The organism is Geobacillus sp. LYN3 (genome assembly GCF_003064505.1).
Taxonomy (GTDB): Bacteria; Bacillota; Bacilli; order Bacillales; family Anoxybacillaceae; genus Parageobacillus_B; species Parageobacillus_B toebii.
Genome location: NZ_QCWL01000001.1, coordinates 1,086,571 through 1,108,515 on the forward strand (window position 1 = coordinate 1,086,571; position 21,945 = coordinate 1,108,515).

At 42.2% G+C, this 21,945-nt stretch carries 21 protein-coding genes; 13 read left to right on the plus strand and 8 right to left on the minus strand.

Translation table 11 applies throughout. From position 1 onward, the window contains the following. Window positions 1-271 precede the first annotated feature (271 nt). Both DCC82_RS05705 and DCC82_RS05710 read left to right on the plus strand, forming a co-directional pair. Entirely contained in the window at window positions 272-991 is a 720-nt protein-coding gene (locus DCC82_RS05705) for an AzlC family ABC transporter permease (protein WP_012749356.1), read from the plus strand. Beyond that, on the plus strand, window positions 984-1,289 hold the full coding sequence (locus DCC82_RS05710; protein ID WP_062753883.1) for an AzlD domain-containing protein: 306 nt from the start codon (window positions 984-986) through the stop codon (window positions 1,287-1,289). The genes DCC82_RS05705 and DCC82_RS05710 overlap by 8 nt, the downstream gene beginning before the upstream one ends. Window positions 1,290-1,558: 269 nt before the next feature. On the opposite strand, the gene DCC82_RS05715 is transcribed toward DCC82_RS05710, so the two are convergent. After that, entirely contained in the window at window positions 1,559-2,149 is a 591-nt protein-coding gene (locus DCC82_RS05715; protein ID WP_041269821.1) for an SCO family protein, read from the minus strand. A gap of 84 nt (window positions 2,150-2,233) precedes the next feature. Between DCC82_RS05715 and DCC82_RS05720 the strand changes: the two genes are divergently transcribed. The 10 genes from DCC82_RS05720 to DCC82_RS05765 all read left to right on the plus strand — a co-directional run bounded on the left by DCC82_RS05720 (window position 2,234) and on the right by DCC82_RS05765 (window position 19,083). Next, complete coding sequence (locus DCC82_RS05720; RefSeq protein ID WP_012749359.1) at window positions 2,234-2,920, plus strand: M48 family metalloprotease; 687 nt, start codon at window positions 2,234-2,236, stop codon at window positions 2,918-2,920. A gap of 111 nt (window positions 2,921-3,031) precedes the next feature. Next, on the plus strand, window positions 3,032-4,318 hold the full coding sequence (aceA, locus tag DCC82_RS05725) for an isocitrate lyase (protein WP_012749360.1): 1,287 nt from the start codon (window positions 3,032-3,034) through the stop codon (window positions 4,316-4,318). 259 nt (window positions 4,319-4,577) lie between these two features. Beyond that, on the plus strand, window positions 4,578-4,784 hold the full coding sequence (locus tag DCC82_RS05730; protein WP_012749361.1) for a hypothetical protein: 207 nt from the start codon (window positions 4,578-4,580) through the stop codon (window positions 4,782-4,784). 219 nt (window positions 4,785-5,003) lie between these two features. Beyond that, window positions 5,004-5,546 (plus strand): competence protein ComK, encoded by a 543-nt coding sequence (locus DCC82_RS05735; RefSeq protein ID WP_108430278.1) that lies wholly within the window; start codon window positions 5,004-5,006, stop codon window positions 5,544-5,546. 215 nt (window positions 5,547-5,761) lie between these two features. Continuing rightward, window positions 5,762-6,382 (plus strand): TVP38/TMEM64 family protein, encoded by a 621-nt coding sequence (locus DCC82_RS05740; protein ID WP_012749363.1) that lies wholly within the window; start codon window positions 5,762-5,764, stop codon window positions 6,380-6,382. A 20-nt stretch (window positions 6,383-6,402) separates the two neighbouring features. Then, complete coding sequence (lepB, locus tag DCC82_RS05745) at window positions 6,403-6,951, plus strand: signal peptidase I (RefSeq protein WP_041269824.1); 549 nt, start codon at window positions 6,403-6,405, stop codon at window positions 6,949-6,951. Window positions 6,952-7,248: 297 nt separating this feature from the next. After that, window positions 7,249-10,749, plus strand: a complete 3,501-nt coding sequence (gene addB / locus DCC82_RS05750) for a helicase-exonuclease AddAB subunit AddB (RefSeq protein ID WP_286170429.1) — start codon at window positions 7,249-7,251, stop codon at window positions 10,747-10,749. 1 nt (window position 10,750) lies between these two features. Then, a complete protein-coding gene (addA, locus tag DCC82_RS05755) occupies window positions 10,751-14,485 on the plus strand; it encodes a helicase-exonuclease AddAB subunit AddA (protein ID WP_097354181.1) in 3,735 nt (1,244 codons plus the stop codon). Between the two features lie 69 nt (window positions 14,486-14,554). After that, the gene (locus DCC82_RS05760; RefSeq protein WP_097354182.1) at window positions 14,555-15,736 is read left to right on the plus strand and encodes an exonuclease SbcCD subunit D; all 1,182 of its coding nucleotides are present in this window, start codon (window positions 14,555-14,557) and stop codon (window positions 15,734-15,736) included. Continuing rightward, the gene (locus DCC82_RS05765; RefSeq protein WP_097354183.1) at window positions 15,733-19,083 is read left to right on the plus strand and encodes an AAA family ATPase; all 3,351 of its coding nucleotides are present in this window, start codon (window positions 15,733-15,735) and stop codon (window positions 19,081-19,083) included. The genes DCC82_RS05760 and DCC82_RS05765 overlap by 4 nt, the downstream gene beginning before the upstream one ends. A 55-nt stretch (window positions 19,084-19,138) precedes the next feature. On the opposite strand, the gene DCC82_RS05770 is transcribed toward DCC82_RS05765, so the two are convergent. The 7 genes from DCC82_RS05770 to DCC82_RS05800 form a co-directional block, all read right to left on the minus strand. Further along, a complete protein-coding gene (locus DCC82_RS05770; protein WP_012749369.1) occupies window positions 19,139-19,360 on the minus strand; it encodes a spore germination protein in 222 nt (73 codons plus the stop codon). Beyond that, on the minus strand, window positions 19,360-19,785 hold the full coding sequence (locus DCC82_RS05775) for a spore germination protein GerPE (RefSeq protein WP_062677222.1): 426 nt from the start codon (window positions 19,783-19,785) through the stop codon (window positions 19,360-19,362). The genes DCC82_RS05770 and DCC82_RS05775 overlap by 1 nt, the downstream gene beginning before the upstream one ends. A gap of 2 nt (window positions 19,786-19,787) precedes the next feature. After that, window positions 19,788-19,970 (minus strand): hypothetical protein, encoded by a 183-nt coding sequence (locus DCC82_RS05780; protein WP_012749371.1) that lies wholly within the window; start codon window positions 19,968-19,970, stop codon window positions 19,788-19,790. Beyond that, complete coding sequence (gene gerPC, locus DCC82_RS05785; RefSeq protein ID WP_041269825.1) at window positions 19,967-20,569, minus strand: spore germination protein GerPC; 603 nt, start codon at window positions 20,567-20,569, stop codon at window positions 19,967-19,969. Before gerPC ends, DCC82_RS05780 begins: the two co-directional genes overlap by 4 nt. An 84-nt stretch (window positions 20,570-20,653) precedes the next feature. After that, window positions 20,654-20,881, minus strand: coding sequence for a spore germination protein GerPB (locus DCC82_RS05790; protein ID WP_012749373.1), 228 nt, complete (start codon window positions 20,879-20,881; stop codon window positions 20,654-20,656). A 14-nt stretch (window positions 20,882-20,895) separates the two neighbouring features. Then, the gene (locus DCC82_RS05795) at window positions 20,896-21,117 is read right to left on the minus strand and encodes a spore germination protein (RefSeq protein ID WP_097354184.1); all 222 of its coding nucleotides are present in this window, start codon (window positions 21,115-21,117) and stop codon (window positions 20,896-20,898) included. Window positions 21,118-21,181: 64 nt separating this feature from the next. Next, window positions 21,182-21,406, minus strand: a complete 225-nt coding sequence (locus tag DCC82_RS05800; RefSeq protein WP_097354185.1) for a spore germination protein — start codon at window positions 21,404-21,406, stop codon at window positions 21,182-21,184. A gap of 136 nt (window positions 21,407-21,542) precedes the next feature. Here DCC82_RS05800 and DCC82_RS05805 point away from each other — a divergent pair, with 136 nt between their 5' ends. Further along, window positions 21,543-21,767 carry a spore germination protein gene (locus DCC82_RS05805; RefSeq protein ID WP_062677224.1) on the plus strand — a complete coding sequence of 75 codons (225 nt, stop codon included), beginning with the start codon at window positions 21,543-21,545 and terminating at the stop codon, window positions 21,765-21,767. Window positions 21,768-21,945 lie beyond the last annotated feature (178 nt).

The window sequence follows — 21,945 nt, forward strand, 5'->3', positions numbered from 1 at the left end:
AAAAAGAGCAGCTTATAGCAATTCTTTTTTTTTACTAAGGTGATACCCATCTTCATCAATATGTCCCCTATAAAACATTGCTGGAATATAGAAAGACATGCCGCCGTTTTAATTGATGCTTTTTCGTTATTTAACAAGAGATTGGGAATCTGTGAAGGAGAGATCGCAGTTCTAATATATCCCCGTCGAATCATGATGAACTGATTATTGCAAAAAATAAACAATTTTTAGATAATATTACGTAAAGCTAGACAGAAACGGGGGATTCATCGTGGAAACGACATTGGCAGCGGGAAAATCATCGCCGTTTCGCCAAGGCGTGCAAGCAGGGGTGACGATTGCGATTGGCTATATGCCGATTGCGCTGATGTTTGGGTTTCTCGCGAAAACAACGGGATTAACGCCCGCGGAAACGGTGCTGATGAGCGTTATTGTGTTTGCTGGAGCTTCCCAGTACATTGCGTTAAACTTGCTTTCCATTGGCACGGGAATGTTTGAAATTGTGTTGACAACGTTTATTTTAAACATTCGCCATTTTCTTATGTCGGCTTCGTTAAATGAAAAAGCGGAACCGGACGTTCTTTGGAAAAAGGCGCTCTATGCATTTGGCATTACGGACGAAACGTTTTCCGTGGCGGCGATGAAAGAAGGGACCGTGACCGCCTCTTATATGTTTGGACTTATTTTGATGTCATACGGCAGCTGGGTGGTGAATTCGGGCATCGGTTATCTTGTCGGCGACAGCTTGCCGCAAAGCTTGCAAAAAAGCATGTCGGTCGCTCTATATGCGATGTTTATCGGTTTGCTCGTTCCAGCGTTGAAAAAGCAGCGAAAAATCATTTTGCTTGCGGGAATGGCAGCAGTCATCAATTCGCTATGCATGCTTCTCTTGCATATTTCCAAAGGGTGGTCAATTGTGATTGCGACATTAGCGGCAGCAATTGCCGTGCAATGTTTCGCGAAAGAAAGTGAGGCGGAACAAGATGAATAGCGCGATCGTTTGGATGATTATCGGTATGGGGCTTGTGACATATATTCCGCGTATGCTTCCGCTTGTCGTGTTTCAGCGCGTCAAGCTGCCGCTGTTTTGGCAAGGTGTCTTGAAAAACGTTCCGTATGCGACGTTAGGTGCGCTTATCGTTCCAGGAATCTTTTTCATCCATGAAGATATTTGGTTTGGCATTCTTGGCTTTATAAGCGCATTTGTGGCGGCATGGCTCGGCGCGAACGTTATCATTGTCGTTCTCGTATCTGTGGCGGTGTTGAGCGTTTATGCGCTGCTTGCATAAATGGTCAATAGAATGATAAACGCAGTAAAAAGGTAAGCCAAACATATTTCTGTTCCTAATATGTGCTTACCTTTTTTATTGCTAAAATGGAAAGGCAGATGGAGTGGGAGTGGCGGCAACAGAATAAGAGTGCTTCGGTTGACACTCATATGTTGATAAAAGCAGAGAGCGCAGGAAACAAGCAATCGTCTTGTGAACAGTTTGATATATAAAATAAAAAGCTTCAGCTCATCACAAGACTGAAGCTTTTTACTAGGATGATCCTTGTTTTATTTTATTTCGTCCATAATCGTCTCATAAACTTCCTGTACGTTAAATCGTTCTTTTCCCATGCCAAATTGTTCAATAACGCGCCCGTTTTCATCTAATAAGTAGGTTAACGTCGTATGGACAAGCATGCCGTTTCCAGGGTCGCGATATTGGAAATCAAAAGCATCGGCGACTTTTTTTGTATCTGCTTCATTTCCCCGCAAAAACAGCCAGCCTTCATTGCCGTTGGTGACTCCGTACGATTTCGCATATGCTTGCAGCTTTTCCGGAGTATCCCGCTTCGGATCGATGGTAATCGTAATAAACTCGACATTTTTCCCAAACACGTGCTCTTTTTCTAGTTTTGCGCGTAATTTTGTCATTTGAAATGTCGTATTCGGACAAACGTCCGGGCAATTTGTATACATAAATTCAAGCAAGCGAACTTTCGGTTTCATATCACTAAAACGATATTCATCCCCCCATGCTGTTTCCATTACAACATCGCTAGGCAGTTCCATCTTTGCCTGCCGATATACGGTGAAATAAAATGCTCCGGCACCAACACAAAGAATAAACAAGATGGTTAGCGATAAATACAATTTTTTCACCATTATCACTCTCCTATGTTTATCATACAGGAAAATAGTCATTTATACGGATGATATTTGTGACAGTTCTTTGGCGTTCTAATTATGGCGAAGTTGATTACACTAAAAATAGCAGTGTTGGTTGCTAAAAAGGAGGTTGCAAGTAATGAAAAAGTCGTTCGTTGGATACTCTTCATTTATGTGCTGTATGGAATAGGAATGGCATGGTATTTATTTGTTGCTGATACATCGATTCCGCCAGAGTGGAAAGGAACGAGCGCCGATCCGTCGACATTTTTAACATCAAGAGAGCAAATGTTAAGCGAAGAATATTCGAGGTGGAAGGATCTTTTATTTTTTCTCGCCGTTCCGTACGAATGGCTAATTTATTTTTGTCTCTTGGCGCTCGGTGTTGCTAAAGCGTTGCAAACGTGGGTGGAGCGAGCAACAAAGTGGTTTACGCTTCGATCCGTCCTATATGTATTTTGGTTATCCCTCATTGTGGCGGCATTTTCGCTTCCTCTAAATTTTGTCGGCTATCATCTTTCCCGCGCATATGGCATTAGCACGCAATCGGTATCAAGTTGGTTGAAGGATGAGTTGACCAATTTTTTTGTTGATACGGTGCTGTTTATGTTGATTGCAACAGTATTGTATTGGCTCCTTCGCCGCTTTGAAAGGCGCTGGTGGCTGTATGCGTGGGTGTTATGCGTGCCATTTATGATTTTTTTATGTTCATTCAGCCGGTTTACGGAAAAAACAGTGACAAAGCAAAAAAGATTTCCTTTTTGAAATTCTTTTTAAAAAATTTCAAAAAAACTGTTTTCTTTTTTGTGATTCTGTTATATAATAACAACGTACAAAACGATAATGTATTATAACAATAGAGATGGGGGAAGAGAAATGGCTAGTTTTGAAGAACGCGTAAAACAATTGGAAGAAAGTTGGAAAAATGAAGAGCGTTGGAAAGGGATTGTTCGTCCTTATAGCGCAGAAGATGTCATTAAATTGCGCGGCTCGATTGATATTGAATATACATTAGCTCGTCGCGGAGCAGAGAAACTTTGGAAATTGTTAAATACGGAAGATTACATCAATGCTCTTGGGGCGTTAACTGGAAACCAAGCAGTTCAGCAAGTGAAAGCCGGTTTAAAAGCAATTTATTTAAGCGGATGGCAAGTAGCGGCAGATGCAAACCTTGCAGGGCAAATGTATCCAGACCAAAGCTTATATCCGTCCAATAGCGTACCTCATGTGGTGAAACGGATTAATCAAGCATTGCAACGTGCCGATCAAATTCAATATTTGGAACAAAGCGGAGATATCGATTATTTCGTACCGATTGTTGCGGACGCAGAAGCAGGTTTTGGTGGTCAATTAAATGTGTTTGAATTGATGAAAGCGATGATTGAAGCAGGTGCAGCAGGTGTTCACTTCGAAGACCAGCTTTCTTCGGAGAAAAAATGCGGTCACTTAGGCGGAAAAGTGTTGCTTCCAACGCAAACAGCGGTACGTAACCTAATTGCGGCACGTCTTGCAGCAGATGTCATGGGTGTACCGACTGTGTTGATTGCACGTACAGATGCGAATGCGGCGGATTTAATTACGAGCGATATCGACCCTCGTGACCAAGAATTTATTACTGGTGAACGGACACCGGAAGGATTTTACCGCACGAGAGCAGGGCTTGACCAAGCGATTGCTCGCGGCTTAGCGTATGCGCCGTATGCGGATTTAATCTGGTGCGAAACAAGCGAGCCAAACTTAGAAGAAGCGCGTCGTTTCGCAGAAGCGATTCATGAAAAATTCCCAGGCAAAATGCTCGCTTACAACTGCTCGCCATCATTTAACTGGAAGAAAAAATTGGATGACGAAACGATTGCAAACTTCCAAAAAGAACTCGCAAAAATGGGCTACAAATTCCAATTCGTTACACTCGCTGGTTTCCATACATTAAACTACAGCATGTTCGAATTGGCACGCGGATACAAAGAGCGCGGCATGGCGGCATATGCAGAATTGCAACAAGCAGAATTTGCCGCAGAAAAATATGGCTACACGGCAACAAGACATCAACGCGAAGTGGGTACTGGTTACTTCGACGAAGTAGCGCAAGTGATTTCCGGCGGTCAATCATCGACAGTTGCGTTGAAAGGTTCGACAGAAGAAGAACAATTTACGACAGCATAAGGGAAAAATGGGGGATTTCATATAGAAGAAACAAGGGCATGCTTGACATAAGCGTGCCCTTTTGTTATCGAGATGATATATAGAAATGATAAAATTAGACAAGAAAGTATACATATTCCTGTAAAAATATGCTAGAGGATCATATGATCGCTTTTTATGGTTGCCTTCCCAATGAAATATTACAAAATAACAACATGCCTTCTAGTTTTGTATAATTTGGAAATACTAACACATCCTAAACATGGGAGGCGATTATCATATGCAAAAGGAAAATGAAAAAAGAGAAATGCCATTTGAGCCAACGTTGCATCCAGAGTTTCGCATAAGTACAGATTTTCATTTTCAGCAGGCATTTTTGAATGAGGAAACATATGCTGGAGGTTCGATTGGCGAGCATACAGCTATTGAACAAGCAAATGAATATTTAGCGGAAGAAGAAATTCGGCAAACATTTCATAATTCATGAACCTCTTCCGCTTTCATTCCATTAATAAGTGGAAGAGTTCGCGAGAGATTAGCCATTCTAAAAACACCTTTCTCCCATGACTTTGGTCATGGGATTTATTATTTAACGTGATTTTCATCATAAAAATTGTTCATTATTTTTTTGAAAATATAGAAAAATATAACTATTAATGATATGATGGAATTAGGTACAATGTATAAGAGAGGAGAGAAATTTGTAATGAAAGTAAATGAGTTTATCATCCTGAATAAATTTATTATTAGCCGCTATACCATGGCGGTTTTACCGCATCACTTACATGGTAATTTCTACGCAAAAGTTGTGGAAGAAGATGGCGAGTATATTGTTAAAATGAGGCCAATTGATATTATTAAACGCAGCTGCGACTATTATGGTTCTAGTTTTCGAGGCAGAAAAGAAGGCACCCGAGCTGTCATCGGCATTACGCATAAAGCGCCGATCGCAATCGAACCGCTCAACGAAATTTACGTTTTCCCAACGATTTCCCCTAGTGATCCCCGCTGTGTTTGGCTATCACACATTCACGTATATAAATATGAGCCCACAAAAAATGATCAAACAATCGTCTATTTTACCAACGAAAAAAGTATTTTACTTGATGTTTCCTACCACTCTTTTGTCAATCAACTTTATCGTACGGCACAGCTCAGAACAAAACTAACAGAGCGAATGGAAGCAAGAGAACGTAAACTGCAGTATGTGTTTCGGATGAATCATTCTAAAGGGTGGTTGCAGCAATAGTTTTTTAAAAAGCCGAAAAATCTCCCACTTCAGCGGATTTTCTTCATCGCAAGTAAGTGGGAGAAAAACGGCTCTTGCAGCTGTTATTTTTTCATTACTATTATTACTATTTAATTTCCATTGTTTTGATCATTCATATCCATAAAGATTAGTTCAAATTCCCCTTAGAAGTGTGTAAAATAAAATATATAGCATAATATGAATGGGGAGTATAAATGGACATCGAAGCAATCAAACAATGGTTTACCCTTGACAACGCACTATCCATGCTGGAGCAGTATCGCTCCTTTGGAGTGTTCCCAGGAATTGCAGCAACGTTGTTGGAATCGTTTTTTCCTGTTTTACCAATGTTTGTTTTCGTTATGGCAAATGCGGCAGCATTTGGTTTGTGGAAAGGTTTCCTTATTTCGTGGATCGGCGCCTGTCTCGGTTCCATTCTCGTTTTTTGGCTTACACGAAAAATTGGACAAAAGCGTTTTTTTCGTTTTGTAAGCCGCCATCGAAAAGTCAGGCAGTTTATGCACTGGATTGAGCGTCATGGTTTTGGCCCAGTGTTTTTAATATATTGTTTTCCGTTTACTCCATCAGCGGTCGTCAATGTTGTTGCAGGGTTGTCGCGGATAAGCCAGCAGCAATTTATTTTAGCCGTATTATTGGGAAAGATGGTAATGATTTTTACAATTAGTTTTATTGGATATGATATTGCCGCGCTTGTGAAACAGCCGTTGCGTACAGTCGCGATAGCGGTTGTTATCGCAATGTTATGGTATGCTGGAAAGAAAGTGGAAGCGAAGTTTTCGATAACTGAAAAACGGTATAATGAGGGAGATGGATAATGGCAGGTGGCGATTGGAACATGGGGGAGAAGAGACGGCGGTGGCGCAGGTCATTTCTTTTCGGAGGTGCACTCACTTTTATTTTGGTATTACGGTTTCTTTGCTTCACCAACTATATGGTGGAGGGGAAATCGATGATGCCGACATTGCAAGAAGGAAATTTGTTGATTGTAAATAAACTAAGTTATCAAATTGGCGATATTCATCGGTTTGATGTTGTCGTCTTTCATGCGAACGAAAAGGAAGATTACGTAAAACGTGTGATCGGACTGCCTGGTGATCAAATTGAATATAAAAATGATGTGCTATATATTAACGGAAAAAAAACCAATGAACCGTATTTACAACCGTATAAACAAAAATTGATTGGCGGAAAGTTGACGGGAGATTTTACGCTGGAAGAACTTACAGGGAAAAAGAGAGTGCCGGAAGGATATATTTTTGTCCTTGGCGATAACCGGTTAAGCAGCTGGGACAGCCGGCATTTCGGATTCGTGAAAATAAGTCAAGTAGTAGGAAAAGTTGATTTGCGCTATTGGCCTGTTCAACAATTTTCTGTCCGATTTTGATATAGTTTAAAAATTTTGTTTGGAGTGGAAATGAATTTCTATTTGCGGCAGTAAACGCATGGCTATAAAATGATAGAAGAACGGACGCCTTTGGAACGAGGGGAAGTGTAAAACGGTTTTTTAGTTTATCGCTTGGCGAAAACTTCAATCGCTTGAGTTCAAACGAAGTGAAGTGGCGGGTAGTTCGCGTAAAAGGTATTCATCGATGCGGTATAGCTCGTGAATACTATTTTTTCTTCCAGAATACGAACATATGTGCTAAAATGAAGGAAATAATAGAAAATGAAGGTGATATCGATGTCGCTTCGATTTCTTTTAGGAAGATCGGGAAGTGGAAAAACAACAACGTGCTTAAATGAAATTCGTCGTAAATTAAAAGAAGAGCCAAAAGGGAATCCGATTATTTATCTTGTTCCAGAGCAAATGACGTTTCAATCAGAATATGCGTTAATACATACACCAGGATTAGGCGGAATGATCCGGGCGCAAGTTTTTAGCTTTACACGGTTAGCATGGCGTATTTTGCAGGAAACTGGCGGAATGAGTCGATACCATGTGAATGATATTGGAATGCAGATGATGATTCGAAAAATTGTCGAACAAAAGAAACAGCAATTGAAATTATTTGGCCGCGCCGTTGATAAAACAGGCTTTATCAAACAGCTTCACGACATGATTACAGAATGTAAACGTTATTGTGTTACCCCACAGCATCTTCGTGAACATGTAAAAGCGCTGACGGAACAAAGAAAAAAGCCGGCTGAAAAGGTGTTAGCCGATAAATTAAACGATATATCCATCATTTATGAGGAACTAGAGAGAAGTTTATTGAACCATTACATAGATTCGGAGGATTATTTGCGGTTGCTTTCCGAAAAAATCCCGCAATCCCGCTATTTGCGTAATGCAGAAATTTATATTGATGGGTTTCACCAATTTACACCACAGGAGTATATGGTGCTTGAACAGCTGCTTATTCATTGTAAGCGTGTTACTGTGGCATTAACAGTAGATGCGCCTTACGATGACCGATTGCCAAATGAATTGCATTTATTTTATTTAACGGCAAAAACTTATCATGATATTCGCCAAATGGCGCTCTTAAATGATGTTGCCATCGAAGAAACCATGATTTTAGATAGAAATATGCGCCATCAAGAAAAAGCGCTTGCTCATCTTGAAGCGTATTATCATGAGCGCCCCGCGGTTGTCTATTCAGAAGAGACAGAGGCGGTTAATGTGTATGAAGCGGCAAACCGCCGCGCGGAAATCGAAGCGATTGCTCGAGAAATCGTTCATCTTGTGCGTGACAAAGGATATCGTTATCGTGATATTGCTTTGATTGTTCGCAATACGGAAGATTATCGCGATTTAGTGAAAACCATTTTTTATGATTTTCATATTCCTTATTTTATGGATGAAAAAGAGCCGATGCATCATCACCCGCTTATTGAATTGCTGCGGGCCAGCATGGAAATTATTACATCACGCTGGCGTTATGAATCGGTATTTCGCGCCATTAAAACCGATTTATTATTTCCAGTGGAAGAAGATATCGTTGCGTTGCGAGAAGCGATGGACCAGCTAGAAAATTATGTTCTCGCATACGGAATTAAAGGAGAAAAATGGACAAATGGTGAACGTTGGACATACCGCCGCTACCAGGCATTAGAAGGGTTATCCATCCCGCAAACAGATGAGGAAAAGCAATACGAAGAAAAGTTAAACGAATGGCGTGATATAATTGCAGCTCCGCTCTCTAAGCTAGAGCGCCGAATGCGAAGAGCAAAAGACGGCAGAAGCCTTTGTGAAGCGATTTATTTATTCTTAGAAGAATTGCAAATTCCTAGAAAACTAGAAAAAATGAGCAAAGAATCGGAAGAACAAGGCAGGTTGATGGAAGCAAGACAGCATGAGCAAGTATGGAATGCGGTGATTGATTTATTAAACCAATATGTAGAAATGTTAGGAGATGAATCGATACCGGTAGCAGAGTTTGCGAAAATCATCGAAACAGGGCTTGACCGTCTCGAATTTTCGCTTGTTCCACCCGCGATGGACCAAGTGATTATTGCCCAATTAGACCGTTCTCGTCTTATTGATGTAAAATGCGCGTTTATTATTGGCGTAAATGAAGGTATCATTCCGGCGAAAGCAAAAGAAGACGGATTGCTGGCGGAAACGGAACGGGAACTTTTACAGCAGTTTGGAACGAGAGTTGCTCCAGGAGGAAGAGAACAATTATTTTATGAACCGTTTTTCATTTATTTAGCATTAACGAGTCCAAGCGAGCGGCTATATGTGACCTATCCGCTGGCAAATGAAGAAGGAAAAGCGCTCTCTCCTTCGATCATTATTAAGCATCTTACTGATTTATTCCCGAATTTGCAAAAGCGTGTCTGCGGAAATGATCCGCTTGATGCGCCGTTTGCGGAACAACATGAATTTGTCACTGTTCCGCGTGCGACGTTAACATATCTTGTAACACAACTGCAAGCATGGAAACGGAATTACTCGATTGCGCCGCTTTGGTGGGATGTATATAACTTTTACGTAAGTGATCAACAATGGAGAAGTCACGCGCGCAAAGCGATTGCAGGGGTATTTTATACGAATGAGGCAACGCCGTTGAAAAAAGAAATTAGCAAGCGATTGTACGGCAAAAAAATTCAGGCGAGCGTATCGCGCATGGAGCAATTTCAAAAATGCCCGTTTTCCCATTTTGTTTCCCATGGCTTACGGTTAAAGGAACGGGCTGTTTTTCGGCTCGATGCTCCTGACATTGGACAACTATTTCACTCTGCGCTGAAAATTATTTCCGACCGCCTTCGCGAAGCAAAAATTGATTGGCGCCATTTGTCCAAAAAGCAGTGTGAGCAGCTGTCAATGGAAGCGGTGGAACAAATCGCACCGCTCATTCAGCAGCAAATATTGCTTAGTTCCAATCGCTACTATTATATGAAACAAAAGCTGCAAAACGTTATTGCGCGGACAACGAATGTATTAAGTGAGCACGCGAAAGCAAGCAGTTTTGTGCCGATTGGCCTTGAGTTGGAGTTTGGACCAAATGGCGTGCTTCCACCGCTTACGTTCCGGCTTCCGGACGGTACGGTGATGGAGCTTGTCGGACGAATTGACCGCGTTGATAAAGCGGAAAGTTCAAGGGGAGTGCTATTGCGCGTCATTGACTATAAATCTAGCGCCAAAACGCTGAATTTAACGGAAGTATATTACGGCCTTGCGCTGCAAATGCTCACTTACTTGGACATTGTGCTCACTTATGCAGAACAGCTAGTCGGCAAGGAAGCTTTTCCGGCCGGGATTCTTTATTTCCATGTGCACAATCCAATTATTAAAAGCGATCAGCTCCTTTATGATGAAAAAGAAGTGGAACGAAAACTGTTGGAACAATTTAAAATGCGCGGGCTTTTGCTCGGGGATGTGGAAGCAATCCGCTTGATGGACACGCAAATGGAGGAAGGAAAATGGTCGTTAATCGTTCCAGCCCAAATTACGAAAAAAGGCGCTATTCATTCCAGCTCATCGGTGGTCAGTGAAGAAGATTTTTCGCGTCTTCGCCAACATATCCGCCAGCTGTTTCAAACCATTGGTATTCAAATCGTCGACGGAATCGTCGACATTTCGCCATACAAGTTAAATGAACAGACGCCTTGCGAGTTTTGTGCATTTAAGTCGGTTTGTCAGTTTGATGAATCGTTTTCAAATAATCGCTATCGCTTGTTAGTTCCGGAAGAAAACCGCGAAATTGTTCAAAAATTTTCAGAAGGGAAGGACTGAAATGAATATCGTTTTTCGTCCGAAACCGAAGGAAAGTCAGTGGACGGATGAACAATGGAAGGCTATTGTTGCGGATGGCCAAGACATTTTAGTGGCAGCGGCGGCAGGATCAGGGAAAACAGCGGTGCTTGTCGAACGGATTATCCAAAAAATTACGGCGAAAGAAGACCCGATTGATGTCGACCGGCTTCTTGTTGTGACGTTTACCAACGCTTCTGCGGCCGAAATGAAAACGAGAATTGCCGAGGCGATCGAACGCGAGCTGGATAAACAGCCAAACTCGCTCCATTTGCGCAGACAGCTTAGTTTGTTGAATCGTGCTTCGATTTCAACAATTCACTCCTTTTGTTTGGACGTTATTCGCAAATATTACTATTTGATCGATATTGATCCCGTATTTCGCATTGCTGATGATACGGAAATGGAATTGCTGAAAGAAGAAGTGATGGAAGAACTCTTGGAAGAAGAGTACGGAAAAGCCGATAACGAGCTGTTTTTCGAAGTGGTGGACCGTTATACAGGGGACCGGAGCGACGCTGAACTGCAAGAAATGATTTTGGCTATCTATGAATTTTCCCGGTCGCATCCGGAAACGTATAGATGGCTTGACCAACTTGTTGCGATGTATGACATAGACGAGGATACTCCATTAACGCAGCTTCCGTATATTTCTTACTTAAGAAAATATGTAGAGATGGAATTGGCAGCGGCAAAACGCCTTATTGCAAGAGCTTTACAACTGGCTCATTTGCCTGGAGGGCCGTTGCCGCGAGCTGAAAATTATCGCGATGATTTGCAGCTCATCGCCCATTTAGAAGCATTGTTAGACCGCTCATGGGACGAGCTATATGAAGCGATGAAGTCGTTGTCGTTATCGCGTTTAAAATCGTGCCGCGGCGACGAATACGATCCGCAGCTCGTGGAAGAAGCAAAATCATTGCGCGATCAAGCGAAAAAGAAATTGGAATCGTTACGGGACAATGTATTTTCTCTCCGCCCGACTACATGGCTTCGCCATATGCGGGAGATGAAACCGGTCGTTGAAACGATTGTTCGGTTAGTAAAACAATTTACGGAAATGTTTCAAGCACGCAAGCGTGAAAAAGGAATCGTCGATTTTTCGGATTTGGAGCATTATTGTTTGCAAATTTTGCGCCATCCGAATTCAGCTGACGGACAATGGCTTCCGTCTGACGCTGCTTTGGATTATCGCGCTCAATTTGTTGAAGTGCTTGTTGACGAATATCAAGATACGAACATGGTGCAAGAAGCGATATTGCGGCTTGTGACAAAAGGAAATGAACATACCGGAAATTTATTTATGGTAGGTGACGTAAAACAATCCATTTACCGCTTTCGCTTGGCGGAGCCGATGTTATTTTTAAGCAAATATAAACGGTTTACGGCAGACGGTAAGCAATCGGGAATGAAAATTGACTTATCCAATAACTTTCGCAGCCGCGCGGAAATTTTGCATGGAACGAACTTTATTTTTAAACAAATTATGAGCGAAACAGTCGGGGAGATGGAATATGACGAAGCGGCGGAATTAAAATATGGCGCCGTTGACTATCCGGACAATGAGCAGGCAGTGCCGGAATTGATCATTATTGACCGAAATAGCAAAGACGACGAAGAAACCGGGGAGTTTGACACGAATGATCTAGCAGCAGCACAGCTGGAAGCGCGCATGATGGCAAAAAAAATAAAGGAAATCGTCTCCGAGCCGTTTCACGTTTACGATCGCAAAGCAAAACGAATGCGCCGCGCCATGTATCGAGACATCGTTATTCTTCTCCGTTCCATGACGGCCGCTCCGCAAATAATGGAAGAATTTCGCGCGCAAGGCATTCCGGTGTATGCGGATCTATCTTCTGGATATTTCCAAGCGACAGAAATATCTATCATGCTGTCGCTGTTAAAAGTGATCGATAATCCATATCAAGACATACCGCTTGCATCGGTTTTGCGTTCTCCAATTGTCGGTTTGAATGAAAATGAATTAGCGCTTATCCGCATTCATGAGAAGAAAGGCACGTTTTATGAGGCAATGGTGTCATTTTTGACTAAAACGGTGGATGACAAAGAAGAAGCAGCGTTGCAACAAAAATTGCGCCTGTTTTACGAACAGCTAAAACATTGGCGGACAATGGCGCGTCAGCGTTCGTTGGCGGATATTATTTGGCAGCTATATCGGGATACGCAATTTTACGATTTTGTCGGTGGTTTGCCTGGCGGGAAACAACGACAAGCGAATTTGCGCGCGCTTTATGACCGAGCTCGGCAATATGAAACGACGTCATTTCGAGGATTGTTTCGCTTTTTACGGTTTATTGAACGCCTGCAAAATCGCGGAGATGATTTAGGTGCGGCCCGCTCTCTTGGCGAACAAGAAGATGTTGTTCGCATTATGACGATTCATAGCAGCAAAGGGCTTGAATTTCCAATCGTTTTTATTGCAGGGCTATCGCGTCCGTTTAATACGCGAGACTTATATGAATCGTATTTGCTGGATAAAGAACTCGGGTTTGCGGCGAGATTTGTAGATCCAAAGCTGCGCATCAGCTATCCGACATTGCCGCAAATCGCGATAAAACAGAAGAAACGGCTCGATTTTTTAGCGGAAGAAATGCGAATTTTATATGTTGCGTTAACAAGGGCAAAAGAGAAACTATATTTAATTGCAGCGGTGAAAGATGCGGAAAAAGAAGTAGCAAAATGGAAAAGCACTGTGATGGAAGAAGAGTGGCTTTTGCCGGATGATGTCCGTGCTTCTGCGCGTTGTTACTTAGATTGGATCGGAAGAGCGCTCATCCGCCATCGTGACGGGCGAAACTTCGGTGATTTGTCCTATGTATGTGAGAAAATCGCTTCCCATCCGTCTATTTGGCATATGGAAGTCATTCCGGCGAGCCAATTGTATGACGTGGATAAAGAAGCCGAGCAGATGGATGAGCAAATAATCACCGCGTTAAAACGAGGAGAGCGTGTTCCGAACGCGGGGGAATGGAAGGAAGAGGTTGATCGCCTTCTTTCGTGGGAATACGTATATGAAAAAGAAATGCTTGTCCGTGCGAAGCAAACGGTATCTGAGTTAAAACGACATCGTGAAATTTTTGGGGAAAATGCCGACCGAATGCCGCTTCATTCATTTTCCACACCGCTGTTTGAGCGTCCAATGTTTATGAGTGAGAAAACATTGACACCGGCAGAAAAAGGAACGGCAATGCATATTGTGATGCAGCAAGTCGATTTGACAGCACCAATTACGGAAGAGACGGTTCGTGAACAAATAGCCAAATTAGTTCAAATGGAGCTGCTAACACACGAACAGGCGGAAGCGATCGATATTTCGAGCGTTGTTGCGTTTTTCGACACAGAAATCGGCAAGCGCCTACGTGCCGCAGACGAAGTGTATCGTGAAGTGCCGTTTAGCTTGGCGCTGCCGGCAAAAGAAGTATATGAAGACGGTGTTGGCGAAGAAAGAAAAGTTCTTGTTCAAGGCGTCATTGATTGTTTATTTGCTGACGAAAAAGGACTTGTATTAATCGACTTTAAAACAGACACCGTAACTAATCGGTTCGCAGGAGGTTGGCATGAAGCAAAACAGGTGATAATATCCCGCTATAAAACACAAATGCAGTTATACCGTCGCGCTGTAGAACAAATTTGGAAAATCAATGTAGATGAATGTTATTTATATTTATTTGATGGCTCACATCTTATTTCCATATAGAAACTAGAAACGGAAAAGAGGATCTCCTCTTTTCCGAATACTTTCTAGAAAGAAAGGAACGGAAAGCGTATGCGCATTTTACATACAGCCGACTGGCATTTAGGAAGAACGCTGGAAGGAAGAAGCCGTCTGCCGGAACAGGAACAATTTATTGATGAGCTTGTCGACATCGTGGAAAAAGAAAAAATTGATGTCGTGTTAATGGCGGGAGATGTGTTTGATTCTGTTAATCCGCCGGCAGCAGCTGAACAATTGTTTTACGAAAGTCTTGCCCGCCTTTCAGATAAAGGAAAACGTCCGGTTGCTGTTATTGCCGGTAACCATGATCATCCGGAGCGGATTAGCGCTGCTAGGAAATTAGTAGCCGATTACGGCATCCTTTTGCTAGGGTGGCCGGATACGACCGTCTATCACATTGAAGTGCCAGCGCGAAATGAAACGATGATGCTCGCTCCGCTCCCGTATCCTTCTGAATCGCGTTTAGCAGAATTGCTGTCCAAAGAACATTCCGAAATTTCTTTGCGTGACCGATACGACGAGCGCATTCGCCATCTATTTGCAGCGATGTCCGCTTCGTTTTCGGAAAAGACGGTAAACATCGCAATGAGTCATATTTATGTGGCAGGAGGAAGTACATCCGATTCGGAACGGCCGATTGAAGTCGGTGGTGCTTACACAGTAGCTGCTACTAGTTTGCCAAAACAAGCTCAATATGTCGCGCTTGGCCATTTGCATCGGCCGCAAGATGTAAAACGTGCTGAAACGGCGGCGCGTTACTCTGGTTCACCGCTTGCATATAGCTTTTCTGAAGCGGGATACGCTAAATCTGTTACGATTGTCGATGTAAAACCAGGGGAAAAAGCGATAGTTTCCGAAATACCGTTGTCCTCTGGCAAACCGTTAGTAAGGTGGCAAGCAACCGAAGGAATTGCCCAAGTATATCGCTGGTGTGAAGAAGGAAAAGATCCATCTGCATGGATTGATTTGGAAATTCACCTTTCACAGCCGTTATCCATGGAGGAAATTTATCGATTGCGCAAGCTTCATTCTGGTTTTGTGCATATCCGTCCTGTCTTTCCAGAAAAAGAAGAGCATATAGAGAATCGGAAGCAAGAGCGATTATCATTAGAAGAAATGTTCCGCCGTTTTTATGAGCGCCAGACAGGCGGCGGCAAGGCGGACGACGAGCTTGTCCGATTATTTTTAGAACTGGTGGCGGAACAGGAAGAAGAGGGGGAGACGGAAGAGTGAAGCCGATTTCATTAACGATAGCGGGTTTGCACAGTTTTCGCGAGAAACAAACGATTGATTTTCAATCATTATGCGAAGGTGGCGTCTTTGGCATTTTCGGCCCAACTGGAAGCGGGAAATCGACGATTTTAGACGCGATTACACTTGCGTTATTTGGCAGTGTGGAACGTGCGCCAAACCATACGCAAGGAATTATGAATCATGCGGAAAATGAACTGTTCGTTTCTTTTACGTTTGAATTAGAAAATGCCACATGCACGAAGCGATATACGGTAGAGCGCAGCTTTAAACGTAGCGATGAATGGCGGTTAAAAAGCGGAATATGCCGGCTTATCGAAGTTGGCGCAGAAACCGTTGTGTTGGCGGATAAGTTGACGGAAGTCAATAAAGCGATAGAGCAATTGCTTGGTTTAACGATGAAAGATTTTACGCGCGCCGTCGTGCTGCCGCAAGGGAAATTCGCCGAATTTTTATCATTGAAAGGCGCCGAACGACGGCAGATGCTACAGCGCCTTTTTCATTTGGAACCATATGGAGACAAGTTAAATAAAAAATTGAAAGAAAAACTCGCTGCCATTTCTAATGAATTAAATGAAGTGATCGCTGAGAAGACAGGTTTAGGAGATGCATCGGAAGAAGCGCTTGAACGCGCGAAACAAGAGTTAGAGACACTTTGGGATTTACTGCAAAAGCGAAAAGCAGAATTACATGATATGGAAGTAACGATGGAACGAACGAAACAGTTATGGGCATGGCAAAGGGAAAAAGAAGAACTTGAAGCCGAACTAGCGCGCCTTGCCAGTGAAGAATCACATATTCGCTTATTAGAGAATAGAAAAGAACGCGCGGAACAAGCGGAACGAATGTGGCCATATCTCGAACAGTATGAAGAAGCGCGCCGGTTTGTGATCAATGCAGAGGAGAAACAAAAGGAATTACAGAAAAAACTCGTACAAGCTAAAGAACTTTATGAAAAAGCGATGCATCGTTATGAACGTATTCGGCAAGAAAAGGCCGCTTCCGAACCTCATTTATTAGCAAAAAAAGAACAGCTCACCCAGGCAAAACAGTTAGCGGCTCAAATCCATGCGTTAGAAACAGAATTAAACGAAATGAGGAAACAAATTCATTTGCTAGAAGAAGAAGAACGGAAAAAGCTTGTCGAATGGCAGGAAGCAGCAAAGTTGTATGAACGCGGGCTGGAAAAACAACAAATGTTAAAGGCAGAGCTGCAAAAATATGCAGCTTCTATAGAGCAAAAGGAAGTGGTTGAGCGAGCATACGATGAAAAACAGCAAATTGAAAGAATAACAGATGCGCTTCAAGATATTCAACAACGGCTGGCACAAAAACAAAAAGCGCAACAGCAGGCCAATAAGGAACGAGAAAAAAGAAGACAACGCGCAGAGACGGCAAAAGAAAAATTGCACGTTTTGTTCCAAAAAATAGAGAAAGTCTATCATTCTGTCTGTGAGAGACAATGGCAGTTAGAAAAACGGTTGTATCGGTATGAACAACAGCTCGAGCAAGAACGCGAAAAAGCGGAGCAGGCGAAAACTGCAGAGATGGCAGCAATTCTTGCTAGACAACTTCGCCAAGGAGAACCATGTCCTGTCTGCGGGTCATGCGAACATCCGAATCCGTATGTATATGAGCACAATAACGTTAGCAGCGGGAAAATCGCTATATTGGAACAGCAGGTAAAACAAGGACAAACTTATATGCAAGTGTTGCACACATTAAAAGCACAGCTTGAACAATTGGCGCAATTTATTGGAAATGAGTGGACGTTCCAACGATTCGACGTAAGTAAATTAAAGGTTGAAGAAGATATCGATATTGCCGTGGAAGTGAAAGCACTTCAACAAGATTGTTTGCAATTAAAAGAAGCCCTTCAGCAGGCGCTGCAAAAGTGGCGTGATGCCGAATCGTCACAGCAAGCCATCGAGCAAGAATTAAGATTGCTAGAAAAAGATGTACAAGAATTACAAACGGAGCGGGAATATCGTTTCAATGAATACAATCAATTAGAAGCAAGCTGGCGTGAAAAATATACCGATTTTTCTTTTGATACGATCGAAGCGCTCCGCAACCAAATGCGAAAACATGAAGAAATCGTTCGGAAATTGCAAAAACGAATCGATGACAGCATTCCGTTTCTTGAAACTAAATTAAATGAAAAAGAGCGATTAGCCCAACAGCAGCGAGAGCTGGAAACGGAAAAAGTCCGCCTTGTTTCCTTGTGGAAGGCTAAACAACAACTGGCAGATGACTATAAACAGCAGTTAATGGAAAAAGCAGGTGGAAAGCAAGTAGAAGAGCAACTTCTTCAAGTGGAAAAACAGCTGCTTTACTTAAAAAAAGAAGAAGAAGAAGCATATCAAAGATGGCTGCAGGCACAAAAACAATACCAAGCTTTAGAAACGGAAGCAAAAGCGATACAGCAGTCGTTGGAAGAAGGAAAAGAACGGTACGAAGAAGCGAAATTGCGTTGGCTTAATGAATTGAAAAAAACAACATTTGCCGATGAAAACGAAGTGAAAGAAGCAAAGGCGGCAGAAGAATTACGCCTCGAGTGGGAACAGCAAATCAAACATTATTGGCAGAAAGTGCAACATGCCCAGCATCGTCTTCAGCAGCTGACCGAAGCGATCGGTGGGGAAATGATTGATCAACAACAATGGGAACAATTGCAGACTGTATATGAACAAATAAAACAACAAGTAGATGAAGCCATGCAGCAAGTGGGTGCCGCGCAAAACAAAGTGGAAGAATTAACGGAAAAACATAAACGGTTTACGGAATTAGAGAAAAAACAACAAGAGTTAGCCGCTCTTATGGATCGTTATAAACATTTGCAGTCGATTTTAAAGGGAAACAGCTTTGTCGAATTTATGGCGGAAGAACAACTCATTCAAGTGACAAGAATGGCTTCCGAGCGATTAAGTTCGTTGACAAGACAGCGCTATTCATTGGAAGTCGACTCACAAGGAGGGTTTCTCATTCGCGATGATGCCAATGGCGGGGTAAAGCGTCCAGTGACAACATTATCAGGAGGAGAAACGTTTTTAACATCATTATCGCTCGCATTGGCGTTATCAGCACAAATTCAATTGCGTGGGGAATATCCGCTCCAGTTTTTCTTCTTGGACGAAGGGTTTGGCACGCTTGATGCGGAACTTCTTGATACGGTTATTTCTGCACTGGAAAAGCTTCATTCGCAGCGGCTTTCTGTCGGGGTAATCAGTCATGTGCAAGAAATTCGCTCCCGCCTGCCGAAGCGGCTTATTGTTGAGCCGGCGGAACCGTCTGGGCGAGGAACAAGAGTTAGATTAGAAGTCATGTAACTTTTACTAATAAAAATGCAAAGCAGCCATTTCCTGAAAAGGAGTGGCGGCTTTGCTAATTGTTTGCAGCAACATTGCTGTCAAACGTATCGGAGTCAAACGTGTTTGTTAAACTGATGCCGTTGTTTGTAATGATAAAATCCCCAGTATTAAATCCTCCTGAACCAGCCATTGTTTTTGTGGCTACTTTTGGAGCGATATAAAGACAATCCCCCATTTGCACAACTGCTCCACTGCTGACAGTATTAATTTTAATGGGTCCGACGACAGAAGGCATTATTTCTCATCCTTTGTTATTGATGAAGTGGTTTCTGTATTTGTCATAGAAGGCAATGAAGAATCCGGAGCAAGCTGACGAATATGTTTAATTCTTGCTTCCGCATCAACAGTAGAAGTCGATCCAATATGAACAACGGAAGAAGTGGAAACCGCTAACATACGAATGGAGCGAACGGAAATAACGGGAGATTGATGAAGGGTTTGAATGAAAATATCATTGCTGTTTGGCTGCAATTTGGGAATTGGTCTTGTAAAGATAGGAAAAATTTCTTCTCCTTCGCCCCCGAAAAATAATTCATATTGTCGTTGAACCGCTAAAACGCGAGAACGCGAAGTAATTTCCCGTGAATCACCGATTTGTAAAACAGAACTATAAACAACTGTTTCTCCATGAAAATATTCTACCATCGATGTTCGTTTCATGATTATTCTCCTCTTGGAGCGAGTGGGACGAATGGACCGATAATTAACGATTCCGGCGGTGTGTCGAAAGTGGAAGCGAGATTAATAACATCTGCATCTCCAACTAAAAAAATGGCGGAGCTTGTTATAGCTGTTAAGTGAATATCGCCAACATGGATATCGCGGTTAATCACTGTATAGTTCATTGTTCTCCCCCTTGTTTTGGTAAATGTTTTAGAAAAAGGTCAAGCGATTGTTCAATATCCATCTTTACTTTTTGAAAAATTTCGTTTTCGACCGATTTATCATTGTCCGATGCAGGGACGTATCCGTTATTCATTTTTTGCTGTAAATAAAAATGGATTCGTTCGTCCACTTGTCGAGCGATGTCTTGCAAAATAAAATGTCGATACGTGTCATCAAGACGAAGTGCATATTGTTCTTCCAATTTCTTTAACGTTTCCTTTGCTTCCTTTTCTAAATAAGCATGAACTTTTTCTTGAATGGTGCGGAATAAGACTGGTTCCGGCTTTGGAACTATTGTTTTTTCAGGTTGAACGGCAAAATCTTCGATAGTGTTGCCAACACCGTTGGGAGTAATGCCAATATTTAATGTCCCTTCCAATGTTTCTACTTTTAATTGGTCAAATTTATATTCGATTCGTTCAATGGTTGTACGCGGTTGTTGTTGAAGTTCTATTAGCTGTTTTTCAAGGAGGAGAAGCCGCTGTTCTAACGATTGTATTTTTTTTGTTTGCCATGACAAGTAGCGCCGCAGTTTCGCAAAATAGTCATATAGGAACATAATGTTGAAATCATCCTCTCCAAAGTCCCTTCTTACTTCAATATATGGACGGCCTTTTGTTGTCATCACTATTTTCATGCTTTTTTAGCGAGTTGCTGAATGAAGCGGGACTAGAGGACTGCTAGATGCTCCTCCTGCCAATGGAACGATGGCGGTAGCGTGTGGAGCAGGCTTCGTGAATCCTCCTGTGTTTGTTAGTGTAGAAAGCGCTTGGATGCTGCCAGCGCTGCCGATTTGCAGTACGGATGAGTTCATAACAGAACCTATTTTCAATTGATAAATGCATATACTTTGGCTAATATAAAAATTCATTGGTTCTCCCCCTTTTAGGCGTTAGCTGCTACATTTTCATCCGCGATGTCCGCATCGTTTATATTCGTATTGCTGTAATAGTTATAAATATGCAAGCCATCTCCTGTATTAAATGAACCGGCACCGGCAAATGTTTTGGCAACACTGTGTGGCGAAATCGCAAACACGTCTCCAATGTGAAACACGCCGCTGCTTCCGATACTGTTTAACTTAACAACTCCGACAAATGCTGGCATAACGCATGCACCTTTCTCTTGTTCTTATGATAATGTATGGGCATGGCGACAAAAAGGTGAGCGTTTATTTATTTGCGACAGTATTGGAATCAGCAACATCCGAATCGCCGGTATTTGTAAAGCTGGCGAACGTATTTGTTTGTAGAAAATCACCATTATTGCTGCCGCCAGAGCCAGTATTTGATTTAAGTGTACTTTTTGGCGCGATTTGTAATACATCCCCAAAATTAACCGTTCCGTCACCACTAACGTGAGTAATTTTAATTGGGCCGCCAATAAAGGATGGCATGCGCTCTACCTCCTTATTTTATATGCTTACTGTTAGTGTATGAAAAAGCGACAAAACAGTTAAACGCACGATGGATGTCCAGACGAATCGATTTTTTTGTCATATGATATATAAAAATATAAAAAGGAGAATGGATATGCCGGCGACGATTATCGGGGGAGTTAAAGTGACGAGTGTAAGCGGAAACGGGACAGTAAATATGGGAGATGTGCTGCAAATCGCTCCAAAAAGTACAGCGAAAACGAACTCAGGAGCGGGGGGAGCAAATACAGGCGATTTTTTGCAGACAAATACATTTTGCAGTGTAACAAATACGTTTGACCCTGATGTAAAAGATTCAGAGGTACGCAAAAATAAATAGATGGTCGCAATGAAAAAAAGACCATCTTTTTCTTTTATATAGTGTAAATCTTAAAAAATTATGTATAATATAATTGTGAATTTTCAAAAATATTTTGTGGGGGATGGATGGGAGGTGAAAAAATGTATTTTTGTATCAAACAACAGCTAAATGGTTTGAACAAAGAAGAATACTTGAC

Coding starts and splice junctions, on each gene's coding strand:
- DCC82_RS05710 (WP_062753883.1), top strand. CDS start 984: ATGAATAGCGCGATCGTTTGGATGATTATCGGTATGGGGCTTGTGACA.
- DCC82_RS05720 (WP_012749359.1), top strand. CDS start 2,234: ATGGCGAAGTTGATTACACTAAAAATAGCAGTGTTGGTTGCTAAAAAG.
- aceA (WP_012749360.1), top strand. CDS start 3,032: ATGGCTAGTTTTGAAGAACGCGTAAAACAATTGGAAGAAAGTTGGAAA.
- DCC82_RS05730 (WP_012749361.1), top strand. CDS start 4,578: ATGCAAAAGGAAAATGAAAAAAGAGAAATGCCATTTGAGCCAACGTTG.
- DCC82_RS05735 (WP_108430278.1), top strand. CDS start 5,004: ATGAAAGTAAATGAGTTTATCATCCTGAATAAATTTATTATTAGCCGC.
- DCC82_RS05740 (WP_012749363.1), top strand. CDS start 5,762: ATGGACATCGAAGCAATCAAACAATGGTTTACCCTTGACAACGCACTA.
- lepB (WP_041269824.1), top strand. CDS start 6,403: ATGGGGGAGAAGAGACGGCGGTGGCGCAGGTCATTTCTTTTCGGAGGT.
- addB (WP_286170429.1), top strand. CDS start 7,249: ATGTCGCTTCGATTTCTTTTAGGAAGATCGGGAAGTGGAAAAACAACA.
- addA (WP_097354181.1), top strand. CDS start 10,751: ATGAATATCGTTTTTCGTCCGAAACCGAAGGAAAGTCAGTGGACGGAT.
- DCC82_RS05760 (WP_097354182.1), top strand. CDS start 14,555: ATGCGCATTTTACATACAGCCGACTGGCATTTAGGAAGAACGCTGGAA.
- DCC82_RS05770 (WP_012749369.1), bottom strand. CDS start 19,360: ATGCCTTCTGTCGTCGGACCCATTAAAATTAATACTGTCAGCAGTGGA.
- DCC82_RS05775 (WP_062677222.1), bottom strand. CDS start 19,785: ATGAAACGAACATCGATGGTAGAATATTTTCATGGAGAAACAGTTGTT.
- DCC82_RS05780 (WP_012749371.1), bottom strand. CDS start 19,970: ATGAACTATACAGTGATTAACCGCGATATCCATGTTGGCGATATTCAC.
- gerPC (WP_041269825.1), bottom strand. CDS start 20,569: ATGTTCCTATATGACTATTTTGCGAAACTGCGGCGCTACTTGTCATGG.
- DCC82_RS05790 (WP_012749373.1), bottom strand. CDS start 20,881: ATGAATTTTTATATTAGCCAAAGTATATGCATTTATCAATTGAAAATA.
- DCC82_RS05795 (WP_097354184.1), bottom strand. CDS start 21,117: ATGCCAGCATTTGTCGGAGTTGTTAAGTTAAACAGTATCGGAAGCAGC.
- DCC82_RS05800 (WP_097354185.1), bottom strand. CDS start 21,406: ATGCCATCCTTTATTGGCGGCCCAATTAAAATTACTCACGTTAGTGGT.
- DCC82_RS05805 (WP_062677224.1), top strand. CDS start 21,543: ATGCCGGCGACGATTATCGGGGGAGTTAAAGTGACGAGTGTAAGCGGA.